This window comes from Rothia sp. HMSC069C01, from assembly GCF_001814655.1.
GTDB classification, from domain to species: Bacteria; Actinomycetota; Actinomycetes; order Actinomycetales; family Micrococcaceae; genus Rothia; species Rothia dentocariosa.
This window is the reverse complement of sequence record NZ_KV817383.1, coordinates 162,395-181,876: the sequence shown is the minus strand read 5'-3', so window position 1 is coordinate 181,876 and position 19,482 is coordinate 162,395. Positions and strand designations below refer to the sequence as shown.

The 19,482-nt window shown below is 56.0% G+C and carries 20 protein-coding genes, 1 tRNA gene and 1 pseudogene; 17 read left to right on the top strand and 5 right to left on the bottom strand.

Annotation, left to right across the window (positions count from 1 at the left end):
• The first annotated feature begins 68 nt into the window (after window positions 1–68).
• The 14 genes and pseudogenes from HMPREF2981_RS03830 to HMPREF2981_RS03775 all read left to right on the top strand — a co-directional run bounded on the left by HMPREF2981_RS03830 (window position 69) and on the right by HMPREF2981_RS03775 (window position 11,138).
• Window positions 69–141, top strand: a tRNA-Trp gene (locus HMPREF2981_RS03830).
• A 69-nt stretch (window positions 142–210) separates the two neighbouring features.
• Window positions 211–492, top strand: a complete 282-nt coding sequence (gene secE, locus HMPREF2981_RS03825) for a preprotein translocase subunit SecE (RefSeq protein WP_004005336.1) — start codon at window positions 211–213, stop codon at window positions 490–492.
• Between the two features lie 92 nt (window positions 493–584).
• On the top strand, window positions 585–1,313 hold the full coding sequence (gene nusG / locus HMPREF2981_RS03820) for a transcription termination/antitermination protein NusG (protein ID WP_048779616.1): 729 nt from the start codon (window positions 585–587) through the stop codon (window positions 1,311–1,313).
• A 234-nt stretch (window positions 1,314–1,547) separates the two neighbouring features.
• Window positions 1,548–2,093: a peptidoglycan recognition protein family protein gene (locus tag HMPREF2981_RS03815; protein ID WP_004005334.1), complete on the top strand. Its 546-nt coding sequence runs from the start codon at window positions 1,548–1,550 to the stop codon at window positions 2,091–2,093.
• Between the two features lie 397 nt (window positions 2,094–2,490).
• On the top strand, window positions 2,491–2,919 hold the full coding sequence (gene rplK, locus HMPREF2981_RS03810; protein ID WP_004005333.1) for a 50S ribosomal protein L11: 429 nt from the start codon (window positions 2,491–2,493) through the stop codon (window positions 2,917–2,919).
• 122 nt (window positions 2,920–3,041) lie between these two features.
• Window positions 3,042–3,746, top strand: coding sequence for a 50S ribosomal protein L1 (rplA, locus tag HMPREF2981_RS03805; RefSeq protein ID WP_048779618.1), 705 nt, complete (start codon window positions 3,042–3,044; stop codon window positions 3,744–3,746).
• A 357-nt stretch (window positions 3,747–4,103) separates the two neighbouring features.
• Complete coding sequence (gene tehA / locus HMPREF2981_RS03800; RefSeq protein ID WP_070660885.1) at window positions 4,104–5,087, top strand: dicarboxylate transporter/tellurite-resistance protein TehA; 984 nt, start codon at window positions 4,104–4,106, stop codon at window positions 5,085–5,087.
• 90 nt (window positions 5,088–5,177) lie between these two features.
• Window positions 5,178–6,305 carry an ABC transporter ATP-binding protein gene (locus HMPREF2981_RS03795; RefSeq protein ID WP_070660882.1) on the top strand — a complete coding sequence of 376 codons (1,128 nt, stop codon included), beginning with the start codon at window positions 5,178–5,180 and terminating at the stop codon, window positions 6,303–6,305.
• A 438-nt stretch (window positions 6,306–6,743) separates the two neighbouring features.
• Window positions 6,744–7,274, top strand: a complete 531-nt coding sequence (gene rplJ / locus HMPREF2981_RS03790; RefSeq protein WP_004005327.1) for a 50S ribosomal protein L10 — start codon at window positions 6,744–6,746, stop codon at window positions 7,272–7,274.
• 116 nt (window positions 7,275–7,390) lie between these two features.
• A complete protein-coding gene (rplL, locus tag HMPREF2981_RS03785) occupies window positions 7,391–7,768 on the top strand; it encodes a 50S ribosomal protein L7/L12 (protein WP_004005325.1) in 378 nt (125 codons plus the stop codon).
• A gap of 317 nt (window positions 7,769–8,085) precedes the next feature.
• A complete protein-coding gene (locus HMPREF2981_RS03780) occupies window positions 8,086–9,621 on the top strand; it encodes a glycoside hydrolase family 32 protein (protein ID WP_070660879.1) in 1,536 nt (511 codons plus the stop codon).
• A 282-nt stretch (window positions 9,622–9,903) separates the two neighbouring features.
• Window positions 9,904–9,969, top strand: a pseudogene (locus HMPREF2981_RS11205) (hypothetical protein); the annotation flags it as partial.
• A 21-nt stretch (window positions 9,970–9,990) separates the two neighbouring features.
• A complete protein-coding gene (locus tag HMPREF2981_RS11200) occupies window positions 9,991–10,128 on the top strand; it encodes a hypothetical protein (RefSeq protein WP_239668192.1) in 138 nt (45 codons plus the stop codon).
• A gap of 305 nt (window positions 10,129–10,433) precedes the next feature.
• The gene (locus HMPREF2981_RS03775; protein ID WP_048779626.1) at window positions 10,434–11,138 is read left to right on the top strand and encodes a GNAT family N-acetyltransferase; all 705 of its coding nucleotides are present in this window, start codon (window positions 10,434–10,436) and stop codon (window positions 11,136–11,138) included.
• Window positions 11,139–11,299: 161 nt separating this feature from the next.
• Here the strand turns inward: HMPREF2981_RS03775 and HMPREF2981_RS03770 are convergent, their stop codons facing one another.
• From HMPREF2981_RS03770 to moaA, 5 genes are all read right to left on the bottom strand, one after another.
• Window positions 11,300–12,322: a LacI family DNA-binding transcriptional regulator gene (locus tag HMPREF2981_RS03770; protein WP_070660876.1), complete on the bottom strand. Its 1,023-nt coding sequence runs from the start codon at window positions 12,320–12,322 to the stop codon at window positions 11,300–11,302.
• Window positions 12,323–12,503: 181 nt separating this feature from the next.
• Window positions 12,504–13,772: a molybdopterin molybdotransferase MoeA gene (locus HMPREF2981_RS03765; RefSeq protein ID WP_070660873.1), complete on the bottom strand. Its 1,269-nt coding sequence runs from the start codon at window positions 13,770–13,772 to the stop codon at window positions 12,504–12,506.
• Window positions 13,773–13,800: 28 nt separating this feature from the next.
• Window positions 13,801–14,490: a molybdenum cofactor guanylyltransferase gene (locus HMPREF2981_RS03760; RefSeq protein WP_246825242.1), complete on the bottom strand. Its 690-nt coding sequence runs from the start codon at window positions 14,488–14,490 to the stop codon at window positions 13,801–13,803.
• 107 nt (window positions 14,491–14,597) lie between these two features.
• Entirely contained in the window at window positions 14,598–14,864 is a 267-nt protein-coding gene (locus HMPREF2981_RS03755; RefSeq protein ID WP_004005316.1) for a MoaD/ThiS family protein, read from the bottom strand.
• Between the two features lie 3 nt (window positions 14,865–14,867).
• Complete coding sequence (gene moaA / locus HMPREF2981_RS03750; RefSeq protein ID WP_070554008.1) at window positions 14,868–16,091, bottom strand: GTP 3',8-cyclase MoaA; 1,224 nt, start codon at window positions 16,089–16,091, stop codon at window positions 14,868–14,870.
• A gap of 181 nt (window positions 16,092–16,272) precedes the next feature.
• Here moaA and modA point away from each other — a divergent pair, with 181 nt between their 5' ends.
• From modA to HMPREF2981_RS03735, 3 genes are all read left to right on the top strand, one after another.
• Window positions 16,273–17,094, top strand: a complete 822-nt coding sequence (modA, locus tag HMPREF2981_RS03745; RefSeq protein WP_070660871.1) for a molybdate ABC transporter substrate-binding protein — start codon at window positions 16,273–16,275, stop codon at window positions 17,092–17,094.
• Window positions 17,095–17,201: 107 nt separating this feature from the next.
• A complete protein-coding gene (locus tag HMPREF2981_RS03740) occupies window positions 17,202–18,038 on the top strand; it encodes a molybdate ABC transporter permease subunit (protein ID WP_083313849.1) in 837 nt (278 codons plus the stop codon).
• Between the two features lie 30 nt (window positions 18,039–18,068).
• Window positions 18,069–19,448 (top strand): molybdopterin molybdotransferase MoeA, encoded by a 1,380-nt coding sequence (locus HMPREF2981_RS03735; RefSeq protein ID WP_070554012.1) that lies wholly within the window; start codon window positions 18,069–18,071, stop codon window positions 19,446–19,448.
• Window positions 19,449–19,482 lie beyond the last annotated feature (34 nt).

Below are 19,482 nucleotides of genomic sequence, written 5' to 3'. Positions count from 1 at the left end.
ACGGCTACGAGGCATTCGAGGATGTAAACAAGTGGAGTAATCCACGACCGACGAAGTTTATGCTTCGAAGGGCGGTGGCTCAATTGGTAGAGCAGCGGTCTCCAAAACCGCAGGTTGCAGGTTCGAGTCCTGTCCGCCCTGCTAGTGCCTCGATGAAGTGTTCTGGCATCGTATAGGATGCGCAACTAGACGTAGAAAGGGGCAGCGAAAATGGCTAAAACTGCCACTGTGAAGACCACAGATACAGATATTTCTGATGACGTTCAACCTGGCGTCTTTGGTCGTATGTTCCGTTTCCTCCGCGAAGTTATCTCGGAGTTGAAAAAGGTTACCACCCCCACTCGCAAAGAACTCGCCATTTACTTCTTTGGCGTTCTTTTCTTTGTTGTTTTTATGATTTTGTTCATTTCGGGGCTTGACTGGGTTTTCGGTCAGGGATCCTTCTGGGTGTTCGGTAACGGAACTCTGTCACCTAATCAAGGCGGGCGATAGTCTTCATAAGGCGCATCCGCGCTTATACCCGTACTATTTATTGAGCCCCCGGTGTGGGGTTAGATTCACGATGTAAAGAAAGTAGGAGCGACGTGTCCGAGCAGGAACAGGTACCCGAACTTGAAGAGACTGAGTCAGTCGAGGCTGCGGTTGATACCGAGTCTGTTGAGGCAGAAACCGCCGATGCGCCCGTCGCTGCCGAGAACGCACCCGATGAGAGCACTGTAAGCCCTCTCGAAGAGTTCAAAGCGAAGCTGCGCCGCCAGATTGGCGACTGGTACGTGGTGCACACCTACTCGGGTTACGAGAACAAGGTGAAAACCGGTATCGAGACCCGCATCCAGAACCTTGAGGCCGAGGACGAAATTTTCGAGGTTCAGGTTCCGATGGAGACCGTCGTCGAATACAAGAACACGGTCAAGAAGACTATTCGCCGTGTGCGTGTTCCCGGTTATGTGCTGGTGCGTATGGATCTGACCGACCACTCGTGGGGCGTGGTGCGCCACACTCCCGGCGTAACCGGTTTCGTAGGTCAGGATGCATACAACCCGGTGCCGCTGCGCATGGATGAAGTTTTCGACATGCTCCTGCCCGTGTTCGAGGAAGAGCAGCAGAGCAAGGGACTGCCGACCCCGCAGCCCGTAGTGGAATCCGATTACACGGTGGGCGAGAATGTGCGCGTGAAGTCCGGCCCGTTCGAGGGCATGGATGCTACTATCTCCGAGATCAAGCCGGAGTCGCAGCAGGTCGTAACCCTGATTTCGGTCTTCGAGCGCGATACTCCGGTAACCCTGGAATTCAACCAGATCGAAAAGATCTGATCTTTTGTTTTTCACTATATGAAAGGCTCTTTATATTGAATAAAGAGCCTTTCATTATGTTTAAGAGAACTCTAAAAATTTAGGATACTCACCGAATAAACGTTATATATTAGCATGATAAATTCCTTGCATCTGGAAGGGTGAAATGGCAGGGTGGGTAGTGTCTGCCATAGAGAATACTCCCGCCTTGAAAATCGCTTCGCCATGTGAGCGGACAGAGATAAGGAGAAATAGATGAGTTATGAGCTTTTGACGAACCGTAAAACCGAGAATCGTCATAAAAATTACCGCCAGGTCAACGATATTTTCTTCCTTGTTGTTCACTGGTGGGATGATAAAAAAGGATTGTCTTTTGATAGCAATGTGAATTTTTTGTGCAAAAATAACAACAAAGTTTCCGCACATTATGTTTCGGAGGGCGGTCGCGTAGCGCAGATCGCAGAAAACGAGGATGTAGCGCTTCATGCAGGTAACTGGAATATGAACGTTGCCTCAATCGGAGTCGAGAATCGCCCTGAGGCCGACTCCGATGACTTTGCAACCCTTGCCGAACTTATCGTAGATATTGAAACCAAGATTGGGCATACGCTCTATATCATCGGGCATCGGGATGTTGTCAGCAGGCTATGCCCCGGTGTGTACTATCCCCGCATTCCAGAGCTGATTAATCGTGTAAATACCATCAAATCTCAGCGCGGAAATGCTCCCGCTCCTTTGACCGAAGAACAACGTGCAGATATGCTTTCTCGACTGCAGAACATTAAAAATAACCCCGGGTAGCTGTTATCGTGAGCAGTAGTGGAAGCCCCATTTTTCCACGCTCACCGTGCTTTAGTCGTAACATCATGCTCATAGATACGAAGGTGTACCGTTGTCCGCAAAAACGGTACACCTTCGAGTTCTGTGATAACCAAGAGTTTTCCTGAACCTGCGTGCACTCCAAGCTAACCAGGTCAGGTGCGCACATCGCCTCTGCACCCTAGAGAGCGAGCCGTCGGCTAAAAGGGTCGTCGCAAGAAAATCCAGTGGATTAAAAGCGGCTTTAACGCTAGAATATTCGTTTGTGTATGCGCATGCTCACGCTTTCATGCGCCCGCACGGGTGACCGCGCCACGGTCACCGTCTGCTGGCGTACGCTCCTGTACGTCAGTTTCCCAGCTAAGAAAAGGACCTAACATTGGCTCCCAAGAAGAAGGTCACCGGCCTTATTAAGCTGCAGATCCAGGCAGGCGCCGCTAACCCGGCTCCGCCCGTCGGCCCGGCACTGGGCTCGCACGGCGTGAACATCATGGAGTTCTGCAAGGCATACAACGCTGCTACCGAATCGCAGCGCGGTAACGTGATCCCCGTTGAAATTACCGTATACGAGGATCGTTCCTTCACATTTATCACGAAGACCCCTCCGGCTGCTGAGCTTATCAAGAAGGCTGCTGGCGTTGCTAAGGGCTCGGCTGTTCCCCACACCACGAAGGTTGGTTCTATTACCGAGGCTCAGGCACGTGAAATTGCTGAGACCAAGATGCCCGACCTGAACGCGAACGACCTAGACGCCGCAACTAAGATCGTTGCCGGTACCGCTCGTTCCATGGGTATTACCGTCGAGTAATTAAGCCGTTTTCGGCACCGCGGTTTTCCGCATTTTAACTTGTAAATGCCCACGTTTGAGCGTGGGATGTGGCAGAGTCGAGCGCGGCTCACGAGACCACAACTGCATAAGGAGATAAGCAGATGGCAAAGCGCAGCAAGGCGTACAAGGCGGCTGAAGCCAAGATTGAAGAGGGTAAACTCTACACCCCCGCTGAGGCAGTAGCCTTGGCGAAGGAGACTTCCTCCGCTAAAACTGATGCAACCGTTGAGGTGGCTCTGCGCCTCTCGGTTGACCCCCGTAAAGCCGATCAGATGGTTCGCGGCACCGTGAACCTGCCCCATGGCACCGGTAAGACCGCTCGCGTGGTTGTTATCGCGGCTGGCGATAAGGCAGCCGCAGCTGAGGCAGCGGGTGCTGACTTCGTGGGTTCGGACGAACTGATCGCTAAGATCGCTGGCGGCTGGACCGACTTCGATGCGGCAGTTGCAACCCCCGATATGATGGGTAAAGTTGGTCGCCTGGGTAAGGTTCTGGGTCCCCGTAACCTCATGCCGAACCCCAAGACCGGCACCGTGACCATGGATGTTGCGAAGGCTGTTGCAGACATCAAGGGTGGCAAGATCGACTTCCGCGTTGACCGCAACTCGAACCTGCACTTCATCATCGGCAAGGCATCCTTCTCTGCTCAGCAGCTGGAAGAGAACTTCAACGCCGCTCTGGAAGAGATCAACCGTTTGAAGCCTTCCTCGGCTAAAGGACGCTACATCTCGAAGGCTACCGTTGCGACCACCTTCGGCCCCGGCATTCCGGTTGATCCCGCATCCGTAGTTTCGGCTGCAGCCTAAGGCTGGGATTCTAGGAAGCCTGCGGGTTTCTCAGACGTGAAAGACCCGCCACCCATGCGTACTGTATGCACGGGCGGCGGGTTTTCTTTATTCTGGCACCGTATCCCTCAAGATTTGTAGAAGAACCACCCAGCTTGAAGCAGGCTTAGAGCAACACGCTTCCGTTCCACATTTCCGCTCCCATGTTATTTCCCAGCGGTTCTGCCGACATATCTATTCTGCATAAAACCGTCGGGAATAAACGGAGCTTCTTTCCTCTTATGTTTCGTGGCGTTAAAACGCTGACACACGATCTTCGCATCGCTCTCGGAGGGGCGAGCGCCGCCGTATACTGTGCATATACCCCGGGAGGATTACATGAGTACCGCCGCCGCGCATCCCGTACCTTTGGGTACGCCTACCACCACAAAACCGTTCCCTATTCCGACGAGCTATTTTTCGGTAGCGCTGGGAACGAGTGCGCTGGGGCTGTCGTGGCGGTACGGTGCCACCGCAAATTTGGTACCGTCCTGGGTGGGGGAGAGTATACTGGCGCTCGCCTCGGCAACCTGGCTGGCACTGATCGCAGCATTTGCCATCAAACTTATAACCCGTCGCGATGCGCTCCAGAGCGAACTTCGCGACCTCGTGATGTGCTGCTTTTTGGCGCTGGTTCCGGTCACCACCATTGAGGTCGGGATATCCGCGTACCCCTATGCGGCACCGCTCGGGTATGCTTTGATTCTTATCGGTGTGCTGGGGCAGCTGGCATTTTCGATGTACCGCACCGCCGGACTCTGGCGTGGAACGCATACGGTTGCGGCGACAACTCCGGTCATTTACCTGCCAACGGTGGCCGCGAACTTTGCCTCCGCGTCCGGGTTAGGAGCGCTGGGGCACCGCGACTGGGCGATGCTGTTCTTCGGTATGGGTCTTCTCTCGTGGTTTAGCGTGGAGGCTGCAATCCTGAGCCGCCTGCGCACCGAACCTGCATTGGATCCTGCAGTACGCGGCATTATAGGGGTTCAGCTGGCCCCTCCGTTTGTGGGCGGTAATGCCTATCTGGCAGCTAATGGCGGGCACGTGGACTGGGTTTTCCTAGTGCTCACGGGTTACGGGGTGCTTCAGCTGCTGTTCCTGCTTCGCTTAGTGCCGTGGGTTCTCAAGGCCGGGTACACCATGAGCCTGTGGGGATTCTCCTTCGGATTGGGCGCTATGGCGGGCGCCGGAATGCATCTGGTCGCGGTTTCTCAGCTCGTGCAGCTTGGCTGGGCGCTGTGGATTCTTGGCACCGCACTGATCGCGGTGCTTTGGCTCGGGACGCTGATGCTGGCGATACGCGGCAGGCTTTTAGTGCGGTAGTTTCATCGAACACAGATCCTCAGGTCCTCAGGAACGTGCGGGCTGTAGCACTGCTTTTCGGGTAGAACGCCGGGAGGTCATAATAGAAGCATGACAACTCAAGGTTCAACACCTCAACCTTCCTCAACGACGACTCACGGCGGGCTTCAGATTCGTGGTGTCGCGAAGAGTTTTGGGACGGATACTCACGTTCTGCGTGAGATCGACCTTGAGGTGGAGCCGGGCGAGATGGTGTCGCTGGTGGGCGCATCCGGAACCGGTAAATCTACGCTTTTGCGCATTATTGCGGGGCTTGAGGAAGCCAACGCCGGGCGTATTACCTATGCGGGTCAGCCGTTGAGCGCCGGGCAGGTAGGGTTCGTTTTTCAGCACCCGATTCTGTACCCGCATCTGTCGGTTCGTAAGAATATTCTTTTTCCAACTACCCTGCGCGGCTACCGCCAAAAGGTCGATAAAAATTACTATACGGATCTTATGGATGCGCTCCAGATTGGCGAGCTTCAGCGCCGCAAACCCCAGGAACTCTCAGGCGGGCAGGCGCAGCGTGTGGGTATTGCGCGCGCCCTCATTCGCAAAGCACCTGTGGTTCTTTTCGATGAGCCGCTGGCGAGTGTTGATGAAGAACTGAGCGCAAGTATTCGGGCGGATATTGCGCGTCTGCACGCCGAATACAGGTTCACGGGGCTGTACGTGACGCATGATCAGAATGAGGCGCTGCAGTTTGGGCAGCGCGTGGCGGTCATGGATGCCGGGTACCTGGTGCAGGTCGATACCCCCGAGCATTTGCTGGCAAATCCGCACACGCTGCAGGCGGCGCGGTTGACAGCATCGCCAGCCCTGAACGAACTGACTCTCACGGAGGGGCAGCATCTTCCGGAAGGGGCTTCACTCTATGTGCGTGCAACCTCGCTGCGGCGCGTGGAGGTCAAAGCTGAGAATCCCGTGGAGAATACGATACCGGTGCAGGTTCAGGGGGTACTCCCGCAGGTGGGCGGTACACTCTACCGTGCTGTAACGCAGGCAGAGGTGACTTTATATGCCGCGTCGCATGACGGTTCAGCGCGAGTTCCTCTGCAGGTTTCCGGTGGGCAGCCCCTCGAATTTTTTGAGCCGGATGCGCTCGCCCTGCCCGTCCTTGCATCGGGGGAACGGGTACAGGTTCAGGTTCCTCCGCATCACTGTTTTATCTTTGCCGACGGCATGCGGCACTATCTGTAAAGCACAAGGTCCTAGAACTTCACCGGCCTCATGGACATAATGAGCTAAAGCGACCAGAACAGGCCTGGTCAGAAAATTGTTTTTATGGACGACAGTCCAAAGAATGATTTTTCGCATAGGTATGCTTTCTGGGAAGGAAGAACTTGCTTTTGCCGATTTAACCTGTCATGATGATTAGACCAAAGACCGCCGGTCTAGAGCTATGTGCTGTGCAAATTTCGGTATCTTGCCGTAAGAGAACACAGCCTAATCTCTGATAAGAGCAGATTTCCTGTCGGGAAATCGCCGCCCGCGCAGGTGCCCGATGTGACAGTTTCATCCTACGTGGATGCATTTTCATGCTGTCTGCCTCGTACGCCTGTGCGTCGGGGCATTTTTTATTGCCCCAAATACTGCACTTATTCGGCGACCTTACAAGAATCGGAAGAAGGAACTACCATGGCGACTCAGGAAAAGATCGCTGCAGTATCCGAGCTGAAGGAACTCTTCGAAGCCTCGAACGCAGTCATCCTGACCGAATACCGCGGTCTCACGGTGGCACAGCTCAAGGAGCTGCGCCGCGCACTCGGTGCTGAGACCGAATACGCCGTGGTGAAGAACACGCTTGCTGCTATTGCAGCAAAGGAAGTTGGCATCAACTCGTTTGAGGGCCAGCTTCAGGGTCCTTCCGCGCTGGCATTCATCAAGGGTGACCTCGTTGATGCCGCTAAGGGACTGCGTGACTTTGCCAAGGCAAACCCCCAGCTTATCGTGAAGACCGGTTACTACGAGGGTGAAACCCTGACCGAGGACGATGTGAAGCGCTACGCTGACCTCGAATCTCGCGAGGTTCTGCTGTCCAAGGTTGCCGGTGGTGCAAAGGCTGCTATTGCCCGCGTTGCCCAGGCTGTGGATGCACTGCGCGTCAAGCTGGAAGAGCAGGAAGGCGCAGCCCCCGCTGCAGCCGAGGAGGCTTCGGAGGAAGCATAAGCTCCCCGCACCTCATCGCGTGAAAACGTACCAAAACTTCAACCCGCCCGCCCGGGCAGGGTACTAATAAACCAGACCGCGGGCAAGACCCGCACCTGATAGTGAAGGAGCCACACATGGCTAAGCTGTCCATCGAAGAACTCATTGCAGCTTTCAAGGAACTGTCCCTCGTAGAGGTTTCTGAGTTCGTTAAGGCATTTGAGGAAGAGTTCGACGTTACCGCTGCAGCTCCCGTTGCAGTTGTAGCAGGCGGCGCTGGCGGCGGCGACGCTGCTGAAGAGAAGTCCGAATTCGACGTTATCCTCGAATCCGCTGGCGACAAGAAGATTGCCGTGATTAAGGAAGTTCGTGCCCTGACCTCCCTCGGACTGAAGGAAGCAAAGGACCTCGTTGACGGCGCACCCAAGCCCATCCTCGAAGGCGCTTCCAAGGAAGACGCTGAGAAGGCTAAGGAGCAGCTTGAGGGCGCAGGCGCAACCGTTACCCTCAAGTAATCGATTTCTTCTCGATTCTTATTACGCTGGGCGGCGCATCCACTACGGATGCGCCGCCCAGCGGCTTTTAATCCTTAAACACGAAACGTGTTGTTCTTACAATATGCAGGAAGGAATCTAACCCCGGAAAACCTTTAAGCTGTACGCCAGCTGTGGCGATGCTGAGTCTGCCTGTACATCAGACGATAAAAGGCACATGACCCTAGGGAGGGCGCTCATGGGCTGGTATGATAACGCTTGAACCCCCACTCAGAGGTATATTGCCAACAGTCGGGGGAGCAGAGCACAGATATCTGAGAGTTGGAAAGATCGAGACCATGAGCCCGAAGAAAACCAAGACCTCAAAGAAGGCATCGAAAGCGCGCCCCGAACGAGACCTAGCCCTTGAGGCACAAGACGTTCTGGATACCTTCGGCGCTGCTGTTCGATCTGACCGCGACTATCCGGCGCTGCATTTAGCGCCTCCGGTAGGAAGACTGAATGACCCCAACGGACTGGTCTATGACGGGCATAATTACCACGCCTTCTACCAGTACTCGCCGCTTCACCCTGAACGCAAAGTGTACTGGCGCCACGCCGTGAGCACCAACCTCGTAGACTGGAAAGACGTAGGGACCGCGCTGGTTCCGAATACCCGCTACGACTCCCACGGATGCTACTCGGGTTCGGGTATTCGCGTGAAGGGCGGTTTCGAGTTCTTCTACACGGGCAACGTCAAAGACTCCAAGAATAAGCGTGAAGCCTACCAGATTCTTGCCACCGCGGGTAAAGATGCGAGCCCCGTTCGCCAGCTTCCGCCGCTTATTTCTGGTCCTCACGATGGTTACACTGCTCATTATCGTGACCCTCACGTATTTGAGCGCGACGGAAAATGGTGGATGGTCATCGGCGCGCAGCGCAAAGATAAGACCGGTGCCGTGGTTGTGTACGCCTCGAAAGATCGCCGCGACTGGAAATTCAAGGGCGAGCTGGGCATCAAGGCTAAAGAGCTTGAGAAATGCTACATGTTCGAGTGTCCCTCTCTGCTGCAGCTGCGTGACGAAGTCACCGGCGAGATACGGGATGTGCTCATCTTCAGCCCGCAGGGTTTAAAACCGATGGGGGAGAAGTACCTCAACATCTACCAGAGCGGTTATATTGTGGGTAAGTTCAACCCGAAAACCCTCAAATTCAAGGTAGAAACCCCCTTTACCGAGCTGGATGCGGGCTTCGAATTCTACGCCCCGCAGACTATCTCGGGCACCGGAATCTCAGCGGCTCAGGACGCGCCCCACGACGAAACTGTGATGATCGCCTGGTTCGGCAATGCCGAGCAGGACGACCAGCCGTCCTGGTCGAAACGCTGGGTGCATATGATGACCTTCCCCCGCGAACTGCATCTGCGCGACGGTAAGCTCTATCAGCATCCTGTGCCCCAGCTTGACGACGCCATGCCGCTTCAGCCAATCGAGCCAGACGAGAAAGGCAAGCTCAAAGAACTTAAGGATGCGCGCGTCTTCCGTCTGCGCGGCCGCCTGAACGTTGCCGATGAGCGCGTGAAAATTAAGATTAAGGATACGCACGGCGTGGCGCTGAGTATCGTACTGGATCAGGATTTCGTGCAGATGGATCGTGGCGGAACCCGCTACACCGAGGGAGGCAGCCTGCGCCGCCGTACCCTCAAACGCGCTAAGACCCGCCAGTTCGAGCTGCTCGTCGATGGCTCGGCCGCCGAACTCTTCGTGGGCGGTAAGCTTGCGGCTTCGCTGGGTGCAGAGGTATTTAGCGCCCGCACCTTCTTCAAGGGTGAGAAACGCCGTGTTCGTCTGACCGGCGGGAAGGTTCTTTCGCTGGAGTATGCTCGGAAAAACTAGCCCCATTAGGGAGTTTCATAAGTAAAAAAATATATTGTGCAGGAGCCTGGGATTTCATGGTCCCAGGCTCCTATCTTTGGGTATACTGCATGCTAACATGTCAAGCGATTGACATATCACGAAACGGTGATTTTTCACCGCCTTTAACACAGACAGCACCTCGGGGTGCCAATCCAAAGGAGAGTAGCGTGGACCACAAATCAGTGGCAGAGCGCGTGCTGCAGGATGTCGGAGGCGTGGACAACATCCGCGCGGCGGCTCCTTTTGGACTGCTAGCACTTTATCCCTAAGGTTGCTAAGGGTGATACCGTCAAACGCGGCGATGTTCTCGCCGAGTTCGATATTCCCGCCATCAAGGATGCCGGGTATGTGCTGGTGACCCCGCTGGTCATCACCAACGCGAAGAAACTCACCACCGCCGTACGTGATGCACAGACTTCGGGTGCCTCGGTTGCTGCCGGTGAAAACCTGCTTCAAGTTGGCCTCAAAGAGAAAACTTCGGCATAGATTTCACTGAGCGAGACATAAATTTACGCTTAGAGGTGCATAAAGTGCGTGGCACCCCATCACGAAAATCTCTGATGGGGTGCCACGTTTTTCGTTGTGGTGACAATGGTTTCGCAGAATTCCGCGTTACATTGAATGGGGTGTGACGCTGTAGGGAAATGTGTCGTACCTCCTTGTTCGTTTCTGGTGAGTTAGATAACGTTATATATGTCAGTTTTTTCTGCATAAAAATGCAGAGATTGAGAGGGGATTGAGAACCCATCCCAGCCGATAGCCAGTACCCAACCACATGAAAGGTGATCATCATGAATACCACCCCGTACACCGTCCGCCAAGCTCGTCCAGAAGAAATATCGCAGGTTCTTGACACGCTCACCGAGGCGTTCCTGAACGACCCCTATATGTACAAGGTCTTGGGCGAAAAACCGCAGGAAGATAAACTGCGCGCACGTTTTGAAGTCCAGCTCGAAGGCACTTATCTGCCTCGCGGATGTGTAGACGTCGCCGTTGATCTCGACGGAAAGATTATGGGTACTGCCCTGTGGCTTTCCCCCGAAAATCAGCAGACCGATGTCAAACAAGAGCTTCGAGATAACGCGAAGTTCATGAGGATCTTGGGACCACGTACTATGCGGCATGTGATGGCTGAGAATCGTGAACTGCACAAGTACCGTCCGAAGTTTAAGCACTGGTATCTGCACACGATTGCGGTACGAAAGGCAGCTCAGGGTCTTGGGGTTGGAACGGAGCTCCTGCGCCACGCGATTGACCGTTTTGACGGTACCGCCGCATATTTGGAGGCATCCACCCCACGCAGTGCCGCTCTGTACGAGCGTCTTGGGTTCATTCCTATGGGCACCTTCGCCTCGGGAGACCCCTATATGGGCATGCTGTACCCCATGAATCTTGAAACCGCTCAGGATGACGAGCACAGCGTATCTGTCCGTGAAGAAGACTCTCACGACGAGGGACATTTCATGATGCGGGAGCTCGCCGGCTCCTCCTCATAGAACGTACCCAATTCATCGCCGCGTGTCTTGAGCACTCGCAATTCTGACGTTGCGAGGGTTCAAGACACGTATTTTTATCTGAAATATTTGAGAGGAAATACCTTAAAGCTTGAGCGGTCGTTTGGGCATATTAGACACGTGATACGGCGTATGCACAACGCTCAATCTCGTGCAGGTCGCACCGTGCCGCCCAACCGCAGGGTTACCGGCAGAATATCCTCACCGCCCCTAGCATCTGCGGGTTCTGCATCTTCCTCGGTCTCGGCTGCGATCGCCTCCGTTAAACGCCGAACGGCACGCTCGGCAAGAGCATCAATCGGCTGCACCACGCTCGCAAGTTCGGGCAGAAGCGTGTGAACCGTATCCGTGCCGTCAAAACCTATAACCTGAAATTCCTCGGGCACTTGCACCCGGCGGCTCTGAGCCCAAGCCAAGGTGAGCGACGCATAGGTATCATTCGATGCGAAAACCGCCTCAACGGGTTGGGCGCCGCGATGCGCATCAAGGTATTCGTACAGCATTTTGCGCTGATGCTCCGCTGACTCGTGAAATCCAAGCTCCAGAAAATCCGGTGATAGCCCGGCGGCGGTGAGTGCATCCGCATAACCTCTCTGCCGCAAATTCTGTTCACTTAGGGTCGAGGTAATGTGCAGTATACGCCGCGCCCCAGTGCCGATCAGATGCTCGGTCGCTTGCCGTGCGCCCGCATAATTATCGGAACGAATATTGGGGTAAGGACCGGTTTCGGGGCGATCAATAGCCACCAGCGGCGCCTGTACCTGAGGAAGCTGCGCGACGGCCTGCGAATGAGAGCCGGTAATAATTCCGTCCACCTGATGGGCAAAAAGCATATCTAAATAACGGTGCTCAAGCTCTGGCTGCTCATCGCTATTGCACAGAATCACCCGGTAACCCGCGTTCGCCAAACGCGACTCCAAACGGTACACCATTTCCCCATAAAAAGGATGCGCCACGGTCGGAAAAATAAGCCCGATAATATGCGAACGCCGTTCCTGAAGCGAACGGGCAATGGCATTAGGGCGATAACCTAGCTCGCGGATAGCCGTAAAAACCTTATCACGAGTCTTCTGGCTCAAATAGCCGCGGTTATTCAACACTCGCGAGACTGTCGTGGGCGAAACCCCGGCACGGGCGGCAACATCGCCGAGTTTGGGCTGTGCCATAGCGCGTCCTTTCGCGTGTCAGATAATCTCCCAACACTATACAGCCTCCCGGATGCACCGAGAACCCTGTGCGAGCACGTGTTTACAGTACGGAATATCTTCCCTCGTGCGGCAAGTTTTTTACTGAGCGGGGATCGGGGTACTGAGGTAACGCGGCCCGTACAGCAGAACGATGTGCGGGCTAGAAAACAGGCACGAGAATTGCGTGCGTGCCCGCCCGCTGGCCGGTCGCATCCACGAGAGCGAAGTGGGTCGCCTGAGCCAGCCCTGAAAGCATATGAGAGGCTAGAGCGTCCAGAGGATACGCCTTACCCTCAGAAACCCGCACCGGCATGAGACGATGCTGAGAACGTTTGCGCAGAGGCGGAATATCTGTAGCGAGTTCGGCCCGATCAAGCGCCGGAATCGGCAGACCGCGCAGCCCCGCCAGGATTATGGGAAGATACGAATATAACGCCGTATACGCCGCTAACGGGTTACCGGGAAGACCCAGCACCAAACGCTCTTGTCCCGCATTCATACCCTCAGCGGGCGCGGGAATCTTTGCCGCCAACGCTGGATGCCCCGGTCGCACCTGCACCGACTCGAAAATATACTCGGCACCAATATCGGTAAGCGTCTGCCGCACCATGTCTACCCCGGACGTGCTCGACCCGCCCGTAAAAATCAGGATGCGCGCGGTCGAAGTCGTCACAAAGGTGTGGAATTCTTCGGCAATATCCGCAAGTCGTGCGGAAGGACGCACCTCGCACCCGGCGGCGGCGAGAGAGACTTCCAGAAAACCTCCGAACGCATCCCGAACCTGGCCAGGAGAGGGCATACCAAAGGTAATAACCTCGTTCCCCGTGAAGGCACACCGAACCGGAACGTTCTTAAGCACGGGAAGCTCGTCAAAACCATTGACTCCCAAGAATGCCGCGCGCTGCGCCGTCATAAGATCGCCGCGAGAGCTTAGAATCGCTCCGGGAGAAAGCTCCGCGCCCGCATACCGGATATCTGTTCCGGGCTTCGGGGCAGTGTAACCCTCCGCCATGTCAAGATAGTGAATTCCCGAACCGAGTGCACCAGCACCCTCGTACCGGTGGGAATGCTCCTCACGCACAATCGCCTCGGTCCCCTCGGGCAGAAGCCCACCCGTGAGAATCGGGGTTGCCTCCCCAGCGGTAATGGGCACCGCCAGACGGTGAACGTTTGTGCGCGCATCCTCGGGGTAATCCGGCGATACGAGACGCCAAGGCGGTGCACCGGCGACCGCATACCCGTCCATCGCCGAAGAACTATAGTGCGGCACAGGCATACGCGCCGTCAGGTCTTCCGCTACATACCTGCCGATGGTCGCCTGCAGGGGGAGAGCCTCGGTGCTCAGCGTTGGGGTGAGCGCGCTCGCGGCGGCGTGAAGCAGTTCGCGTGCTTCATGCCAGGAAACGGCGGGTGGATGGTGGTGAGACATGGAATCCTCTGCTGAAGTTGATGGGTTATTAGTAGTCGAGCCAGCGCGGAGTGCTGTAGCCGAGTTCGTGTGCCTGTTCCCAGGTATCGACGTCGGCAGTATGCGCGGGATCGAGCTCGACGGCGACCGGGGCAAGGCGCTTCACGAAAGAGCGCACGGAGGCGTTTGTGCTGCCCTCTGCAAAGACTTCGCGTAGGGGTGCGAACCGGTAGATGCCAACGAGCGGTTGGAAGACTCCCTCCGCTACACCCCAGTACCCTAGAGTTTCGGTTGATGCATCTACTGTGTGCGCGAGAAGTTTCTTCACTGCGGGCGCTATCTGCGGGGTATCTACCCCCAAAATAAGGCACCACGCGGGAGGGGCCTTCTCGCGCGCCGCATAGGCTGCCGCGAGTTTTTCGAGTCCGGCATGAAGCGCCGCCGCAGGACCGGAATAGGGAGGGTCTTCGCGCGTATGCAGTGCATCCGATGGCACCGGCAAGGTTTCGGGGCCTACGACTACGCGCAGCTGTGCCCGCCCGGCGGCATCAAGCGCGCGTTCCAAAAGAGTGTGGGAACCATTGGAAAGTCCGGCCTTCGGGGTGTGATTGAGACGCGAAGATTTACCGCCCGCCACAATAATGGCGCAGAACGCGGGAATCTGGGCGGCGCGGGTCACCGAATGCTGGGTTCGTGTACCGTTATCCGGCGCACGTAATGGGTCATGCGGTGTGTGCACAGAGGTGAGACCTTCCGGGATGATGGCAGCAAGGGTAGCGTGGTGCGCATCCTGGCGGAAAACATGAAGCAACCATCAAAAGCGAACGACAGCCCATAAGTCTGAGTTTACCCGCCAGCAAAGGGCGGCAGAACGTCTACGCGCGCATTATCGGTGAGCACGGTATCGAGCTCGGAACGGGTACCGTCGATCAGGAACGAGCACTGGTGCATAACCTGCGCGAGGGTCATGCCGGAGGCAGTTTTCCCGGTAAACGCCTCACCCAATTTTTCGACGAGCGCACGCAGGGTCGGCTCGACCAAATCTGTAAGGCTCACCTGTGTCTCGGCAACGCCGGATGCGGCACGTGCGGCAGCGAAGAAATGTATCTGCACGTTTTAACCTCCGATAGCGCTCATGGAGCGGCTTGCTTGAGCGAACTCTTCAATATCGAAATCAGCGTCTTCTTTGCCGTGAGCGCGCGGCTTGAACCACATACCTTCGCGCCACCGCAAGGCAATATCGCGGTCGCTGGCACCCGAACGCAGCAGGTCGAGCAGGTCGGTTTCGGAATCCGAGAAGAGGCAGGAACGGATTTTGCCGTCGGCGGTCAGGCGAGTGCGGGTGCACGCTCCGCAGAATGATTCGGTGACCGAGGCGATAATGCCCACGCGCCCGAGCGAAGCGGTATCTTCGCGCGGGAACCCGGCACTGTCGAGGGCGGTACCCAGCGGGTAGACCTCCCAAAGCTGGGCGGGGGAGTCGCCGCGTTTTTCGGCGACCGTGCCCAGAACGAAGTGTTCGGAGAGCATCGTGCGAATCTGTGCCGCCGTAATCGTTCCTTCACGCGTCCATTTGTGATCGGCATCTAGCGGCATCTGCTCGATAAACCGCAGCTGATAGCCGCCGTCAAGTGCCCATTGCAGAAGTTCGGGGGCCTGAGCGTCGTTGATACCGGGCATGAGCACAGCGTTAATTTTGATGGGTTTTAGACCCGCTGCTGCCGCGCCGTCAATACCTTTAAGAACCGACCCCAGCTTATCGCGGCGGGTCAACTCGGCGAAGGTTTCGGGGCAGATGGTATCGAGCGAGACGTTAATACGGCTCAACCCGGCATCGGCGAGCGCCTGCGCACGTTTTTCAAGTCCTATGCCGTTGGTGGTGATCGCCAGCGGAATCGTGGGGTGTTCGCGGTGAATTCGCCCGATAATATCGACGAGGTCTGCGCGCACCAAGGGCTCCCCGCCGGTAAAACGAATTTCTTCGACTCCAAGTTCACGAATGGCGATGTCGGCAAGGCGTGCAATTTCAGCGGATGTCAGCAGATTATTTTTAGGCAGCCACTCCAAACCTTCGGCAGGCATGCAATAAATGCAACGAAGATTACATTTATCAATCAGTGAAATCCGCAAATCGGTGGCGATGCGCCCCCACCTATCTAAGAGCGGACCGCGGTTTGTAATATATGGGGTCTTACGTGCGGGTTTATGTAAGGGCTTTTGGGCGTCACCAGAATTTTCGGGCGTAACAAAAGCCGTGTTCGCATCCTGCTCAGAAGCTAAGGTGCGTAACACGGGACCCGCAATAAGCTGTGTCCGGCCTGAACCGGCGGTGTATGCCATGGAATGACCTCAAAGAAAATTCGTATATTAGAGGTGACAATTAGATTATTCCATGTCTGCGGGTATGGGTGATAGTGTGCGTACCTTAAGTTACATCGAGCGCAAACGTACGGCACATTATTATCGCGGCGGGAATGCACGTTATCGTGCGTCATCACACCACAGAAAAGAGACATACACTATGAAAACTTCGGTGAAGGTTGCCAGTGCCAGCGCGGCACTTTTTGCCTCTGTCGCCATGACCGGATGCGGTTCCAACTCCTCTAACACCGATGCGTCTGCCTCTGCTTCTTCGGCAGCATCTGGATCCGTGTCTGGCAAGGTTGAGGTCTATGCGGCTGCTTCCTTGCGCAATGCGGGTATTGAGCTGAAGGAAGCATTCGAGAAGGAAAACCCCGGCGTTGAGATCACCTACTCCTTCGAAGGTTCCTCCAAGCTGGTGCAGAAAATCGAGCAGGGCGCAAGCCCGGATCTCCTGATTACCGCCGACACCCAGAATATGGATAAGGCGGCTAAACTCGACGAATTCAAGGACGCCAAGCGCGAGGTTATCGCCACCAACAAGTTGGTGCTGGTCACCGCCGAGGGTAACCCCGGCAAGATCAATTTGTTGGACGACTTGAAGAACAGCGAAGGCGTTGTCGCCGTATGCAAGGTGAACGTACCCTGCGGTACCCTGGCGGACGAAGAGCTCAAGAAACACCATATTGAGCTTAAGAACGCGACCACCGAAGGCAACGTGAGCGAGGTGACCACCAAGGTCACTACTGGTAACGCGGATGCTGGCTTCATCTATACGACCGACCTTGCCGCCGCTAAGAAAGACGGCAAAAACCTGGGCTCGGTAGACCTGCCGGATGTTCCCAGGAACGAGTACCCCGCAGCACTGACCACCAAGGGTTCTTCCTCCGATGCTGCGAAGAAGTTTAACGAATGGCTCTCTTCGGATGAAGCCCAGAAGATTCTGGCGAAGTACGACTTCGAGTCTCCTCAGACAAACTAGAATCTTCAGCGCACAACAGCTGTCACGTAACGGTCGTCTCCTGAAAGAACCATGCGAGATTCTTACAGGAGGCGGCTGCGTCGCCGCAGATTCCGAAAGACGTACCCGTGAAAAAACATACCGCTTTCACCGCCGTTCCCCGCTACTTTGTCGTTCCCGCGCTCCTGGGTTTCCTGCTCATTCTGGGTCCGCTTGTGGGTTTGCTGTACAACATCCCCTGGATGCGCCTGCACGACATTATCGACAAAGAAGTTCTCGACGCCGCGCGTCTCTCGCTCACCACTGCCAGTATTTCGACGCTGATTTGCGGGCTTTTAGGCGCCCCCCTAGCGCTGGTGCTCTCTAAAGTTCTCAGCCGCTCTCGCCTGAAAAAATTTGGGGGAGTACTGTACGCGATTATTTATACGCCCGTGATCCTCTCCCCGGTGGTTTCGGGTTTGGGACTGCTCTTCTTCTGGGGACGTAAGGGCATGATCGGTGAACATCTGTACCACTTGGGCATCATAATTCCTTTTACACCCACCGCAGTTATTCTTGCCCAAACTTTCGTGGCTCTGCCTTTCTTCGTGGCGACCGCCGTAACAACCCTGCAGGCTATTCCTGAAGAATATGAGCAGATAGCTCGGGTGGAAGGGGCAAAATCCTCCGAAATCACCTATAGGGTGCTCCTTCCCTTAGCAGCACCGGGAATTGCCACCGCTTTCCTACTTTCCTTCGCACGTGCGCTCGGCGAATTCGGTGCCACCGTCACCTTCGCGGGTAATGTGCAGGGCAAAACTGAAACTATTCCGCTCGGTATCGAATTGGCGATTGCCAGCGGAAGCATGAGCTCCGCATTGGGTAACGCCCTCATGCTCATAAGCCTGTACGTGTGCATCTTTGGGCTGCTTGGCCTATTTTCCGTGGTGAAGAAACTGCGTGCCAAAGCCTCTTACAATAGCTAGTAGATAATTCATCACCATTTGGGAGTACAGATGCACAAGCCCCAGTTCGATGGCACCCCCACCACCGAAGAGTATCGCGCCTATCTGGCGCTTTTACTGCGTGATACTTTTATTGGTCGCGCCGAAAACCTGCCGCTGGCGCGTGCTACCGACCGTATCCTTGCGCAGGATGTGCTGGCCAGGCTTGATGTACCGAGTTTCGATAACTCCCAGATGGATGGTTACGCCCTAACCGCCGAGGGCGCCAGCCGTGAGAACCGCATCTTTACGGTGGGGCGTGAAATTCCGGCGGGGCGGCCGCTGCAGCGTTCGCGCGCATCCGACGATTTAACCTATCCGATTATGACTGGTGCCCCCATTCCTAAGGGATATGTTGCGGTGGTGCCGGTTGAGCATTCTGAGCGCATCGAATACCCAGACTTACCCGAATCCTTCGGGCGTCCCAGCGAAAAAATTAGGCTCCCTCAGGCGCCCAAAGGGCAGTTTATACGTCGCCGTGGCGAAGACGTGGTAGCTGGGCAAATCATGGCGCGCTCTGGCGAGCGCGTGACCCCCGCACTGCTGGGTACACTCGCCGCGCAGGGGTATACCCGCGTGACGGTTGCCTGCGGACCGCGCGTGCTGGTGTGCACCGGCGGCGACGAGATTCGCCCCACCCTCACCGAAGACGGTGACGATACGGCCACAGAGCTCGCCTACGGCCAGATTTATGATGCTAACGGTCCCATGCTCACCTCAATGTTGGTCGAGGACGGCGCCGTGGTGCGGCGCATCTCGATCGGAGACGATCCGGAGCTTCTGATCGAGCACTTGCGGGAAGAATATGAGACTTTCGCACCGGATATTATTATCACCTCCGGCGGGATCAGCCACGGCAAATACGAGGTTGTGCGTAATGCCATCGCTATGGCACCGTCTTTGGGGCTGCCAATTCCGCTTAGTTGGTTCGGACATGTGAGCCAGCAGCCCGGCGGACCGCAGGGCGTGAACGTGCTGGATTTCAACGGGCATCGCCTGCCCATGATTTCTTTCCCCGGCAACCCCGTCAGTACCCTTATTTCCTATGTGCTGATGCTTCGCCCCTACCTGCGTGCGGGCGGACCTTACGGCACCCCGCACGAGGTGGCCTCGCGCATGGCGACTCTCGAAAATGCCCCGCGCGGCGTGCTCGTCATTGATAAACCGCTGACGGCACCGGCCAATAAACGCCAATTTTTGCGCGGTAACCTGGCGATGGTTGAATCCGAACCGGGAACCTATCGGGTGGAGCTATACCCCGATGTTTTGCCCGGATCGCATTTGCTGCATCACGCTGCGACCGCCGATGTGCTCATCGAGCTGGCGCCGGGCACCACGTACACTGGGGGAGAAGCGGTGCGGTACCACCGCATCCGGCTTACGGATAACTGAACGTGGCTGAACCCTCACCCCAACACAGATCTTA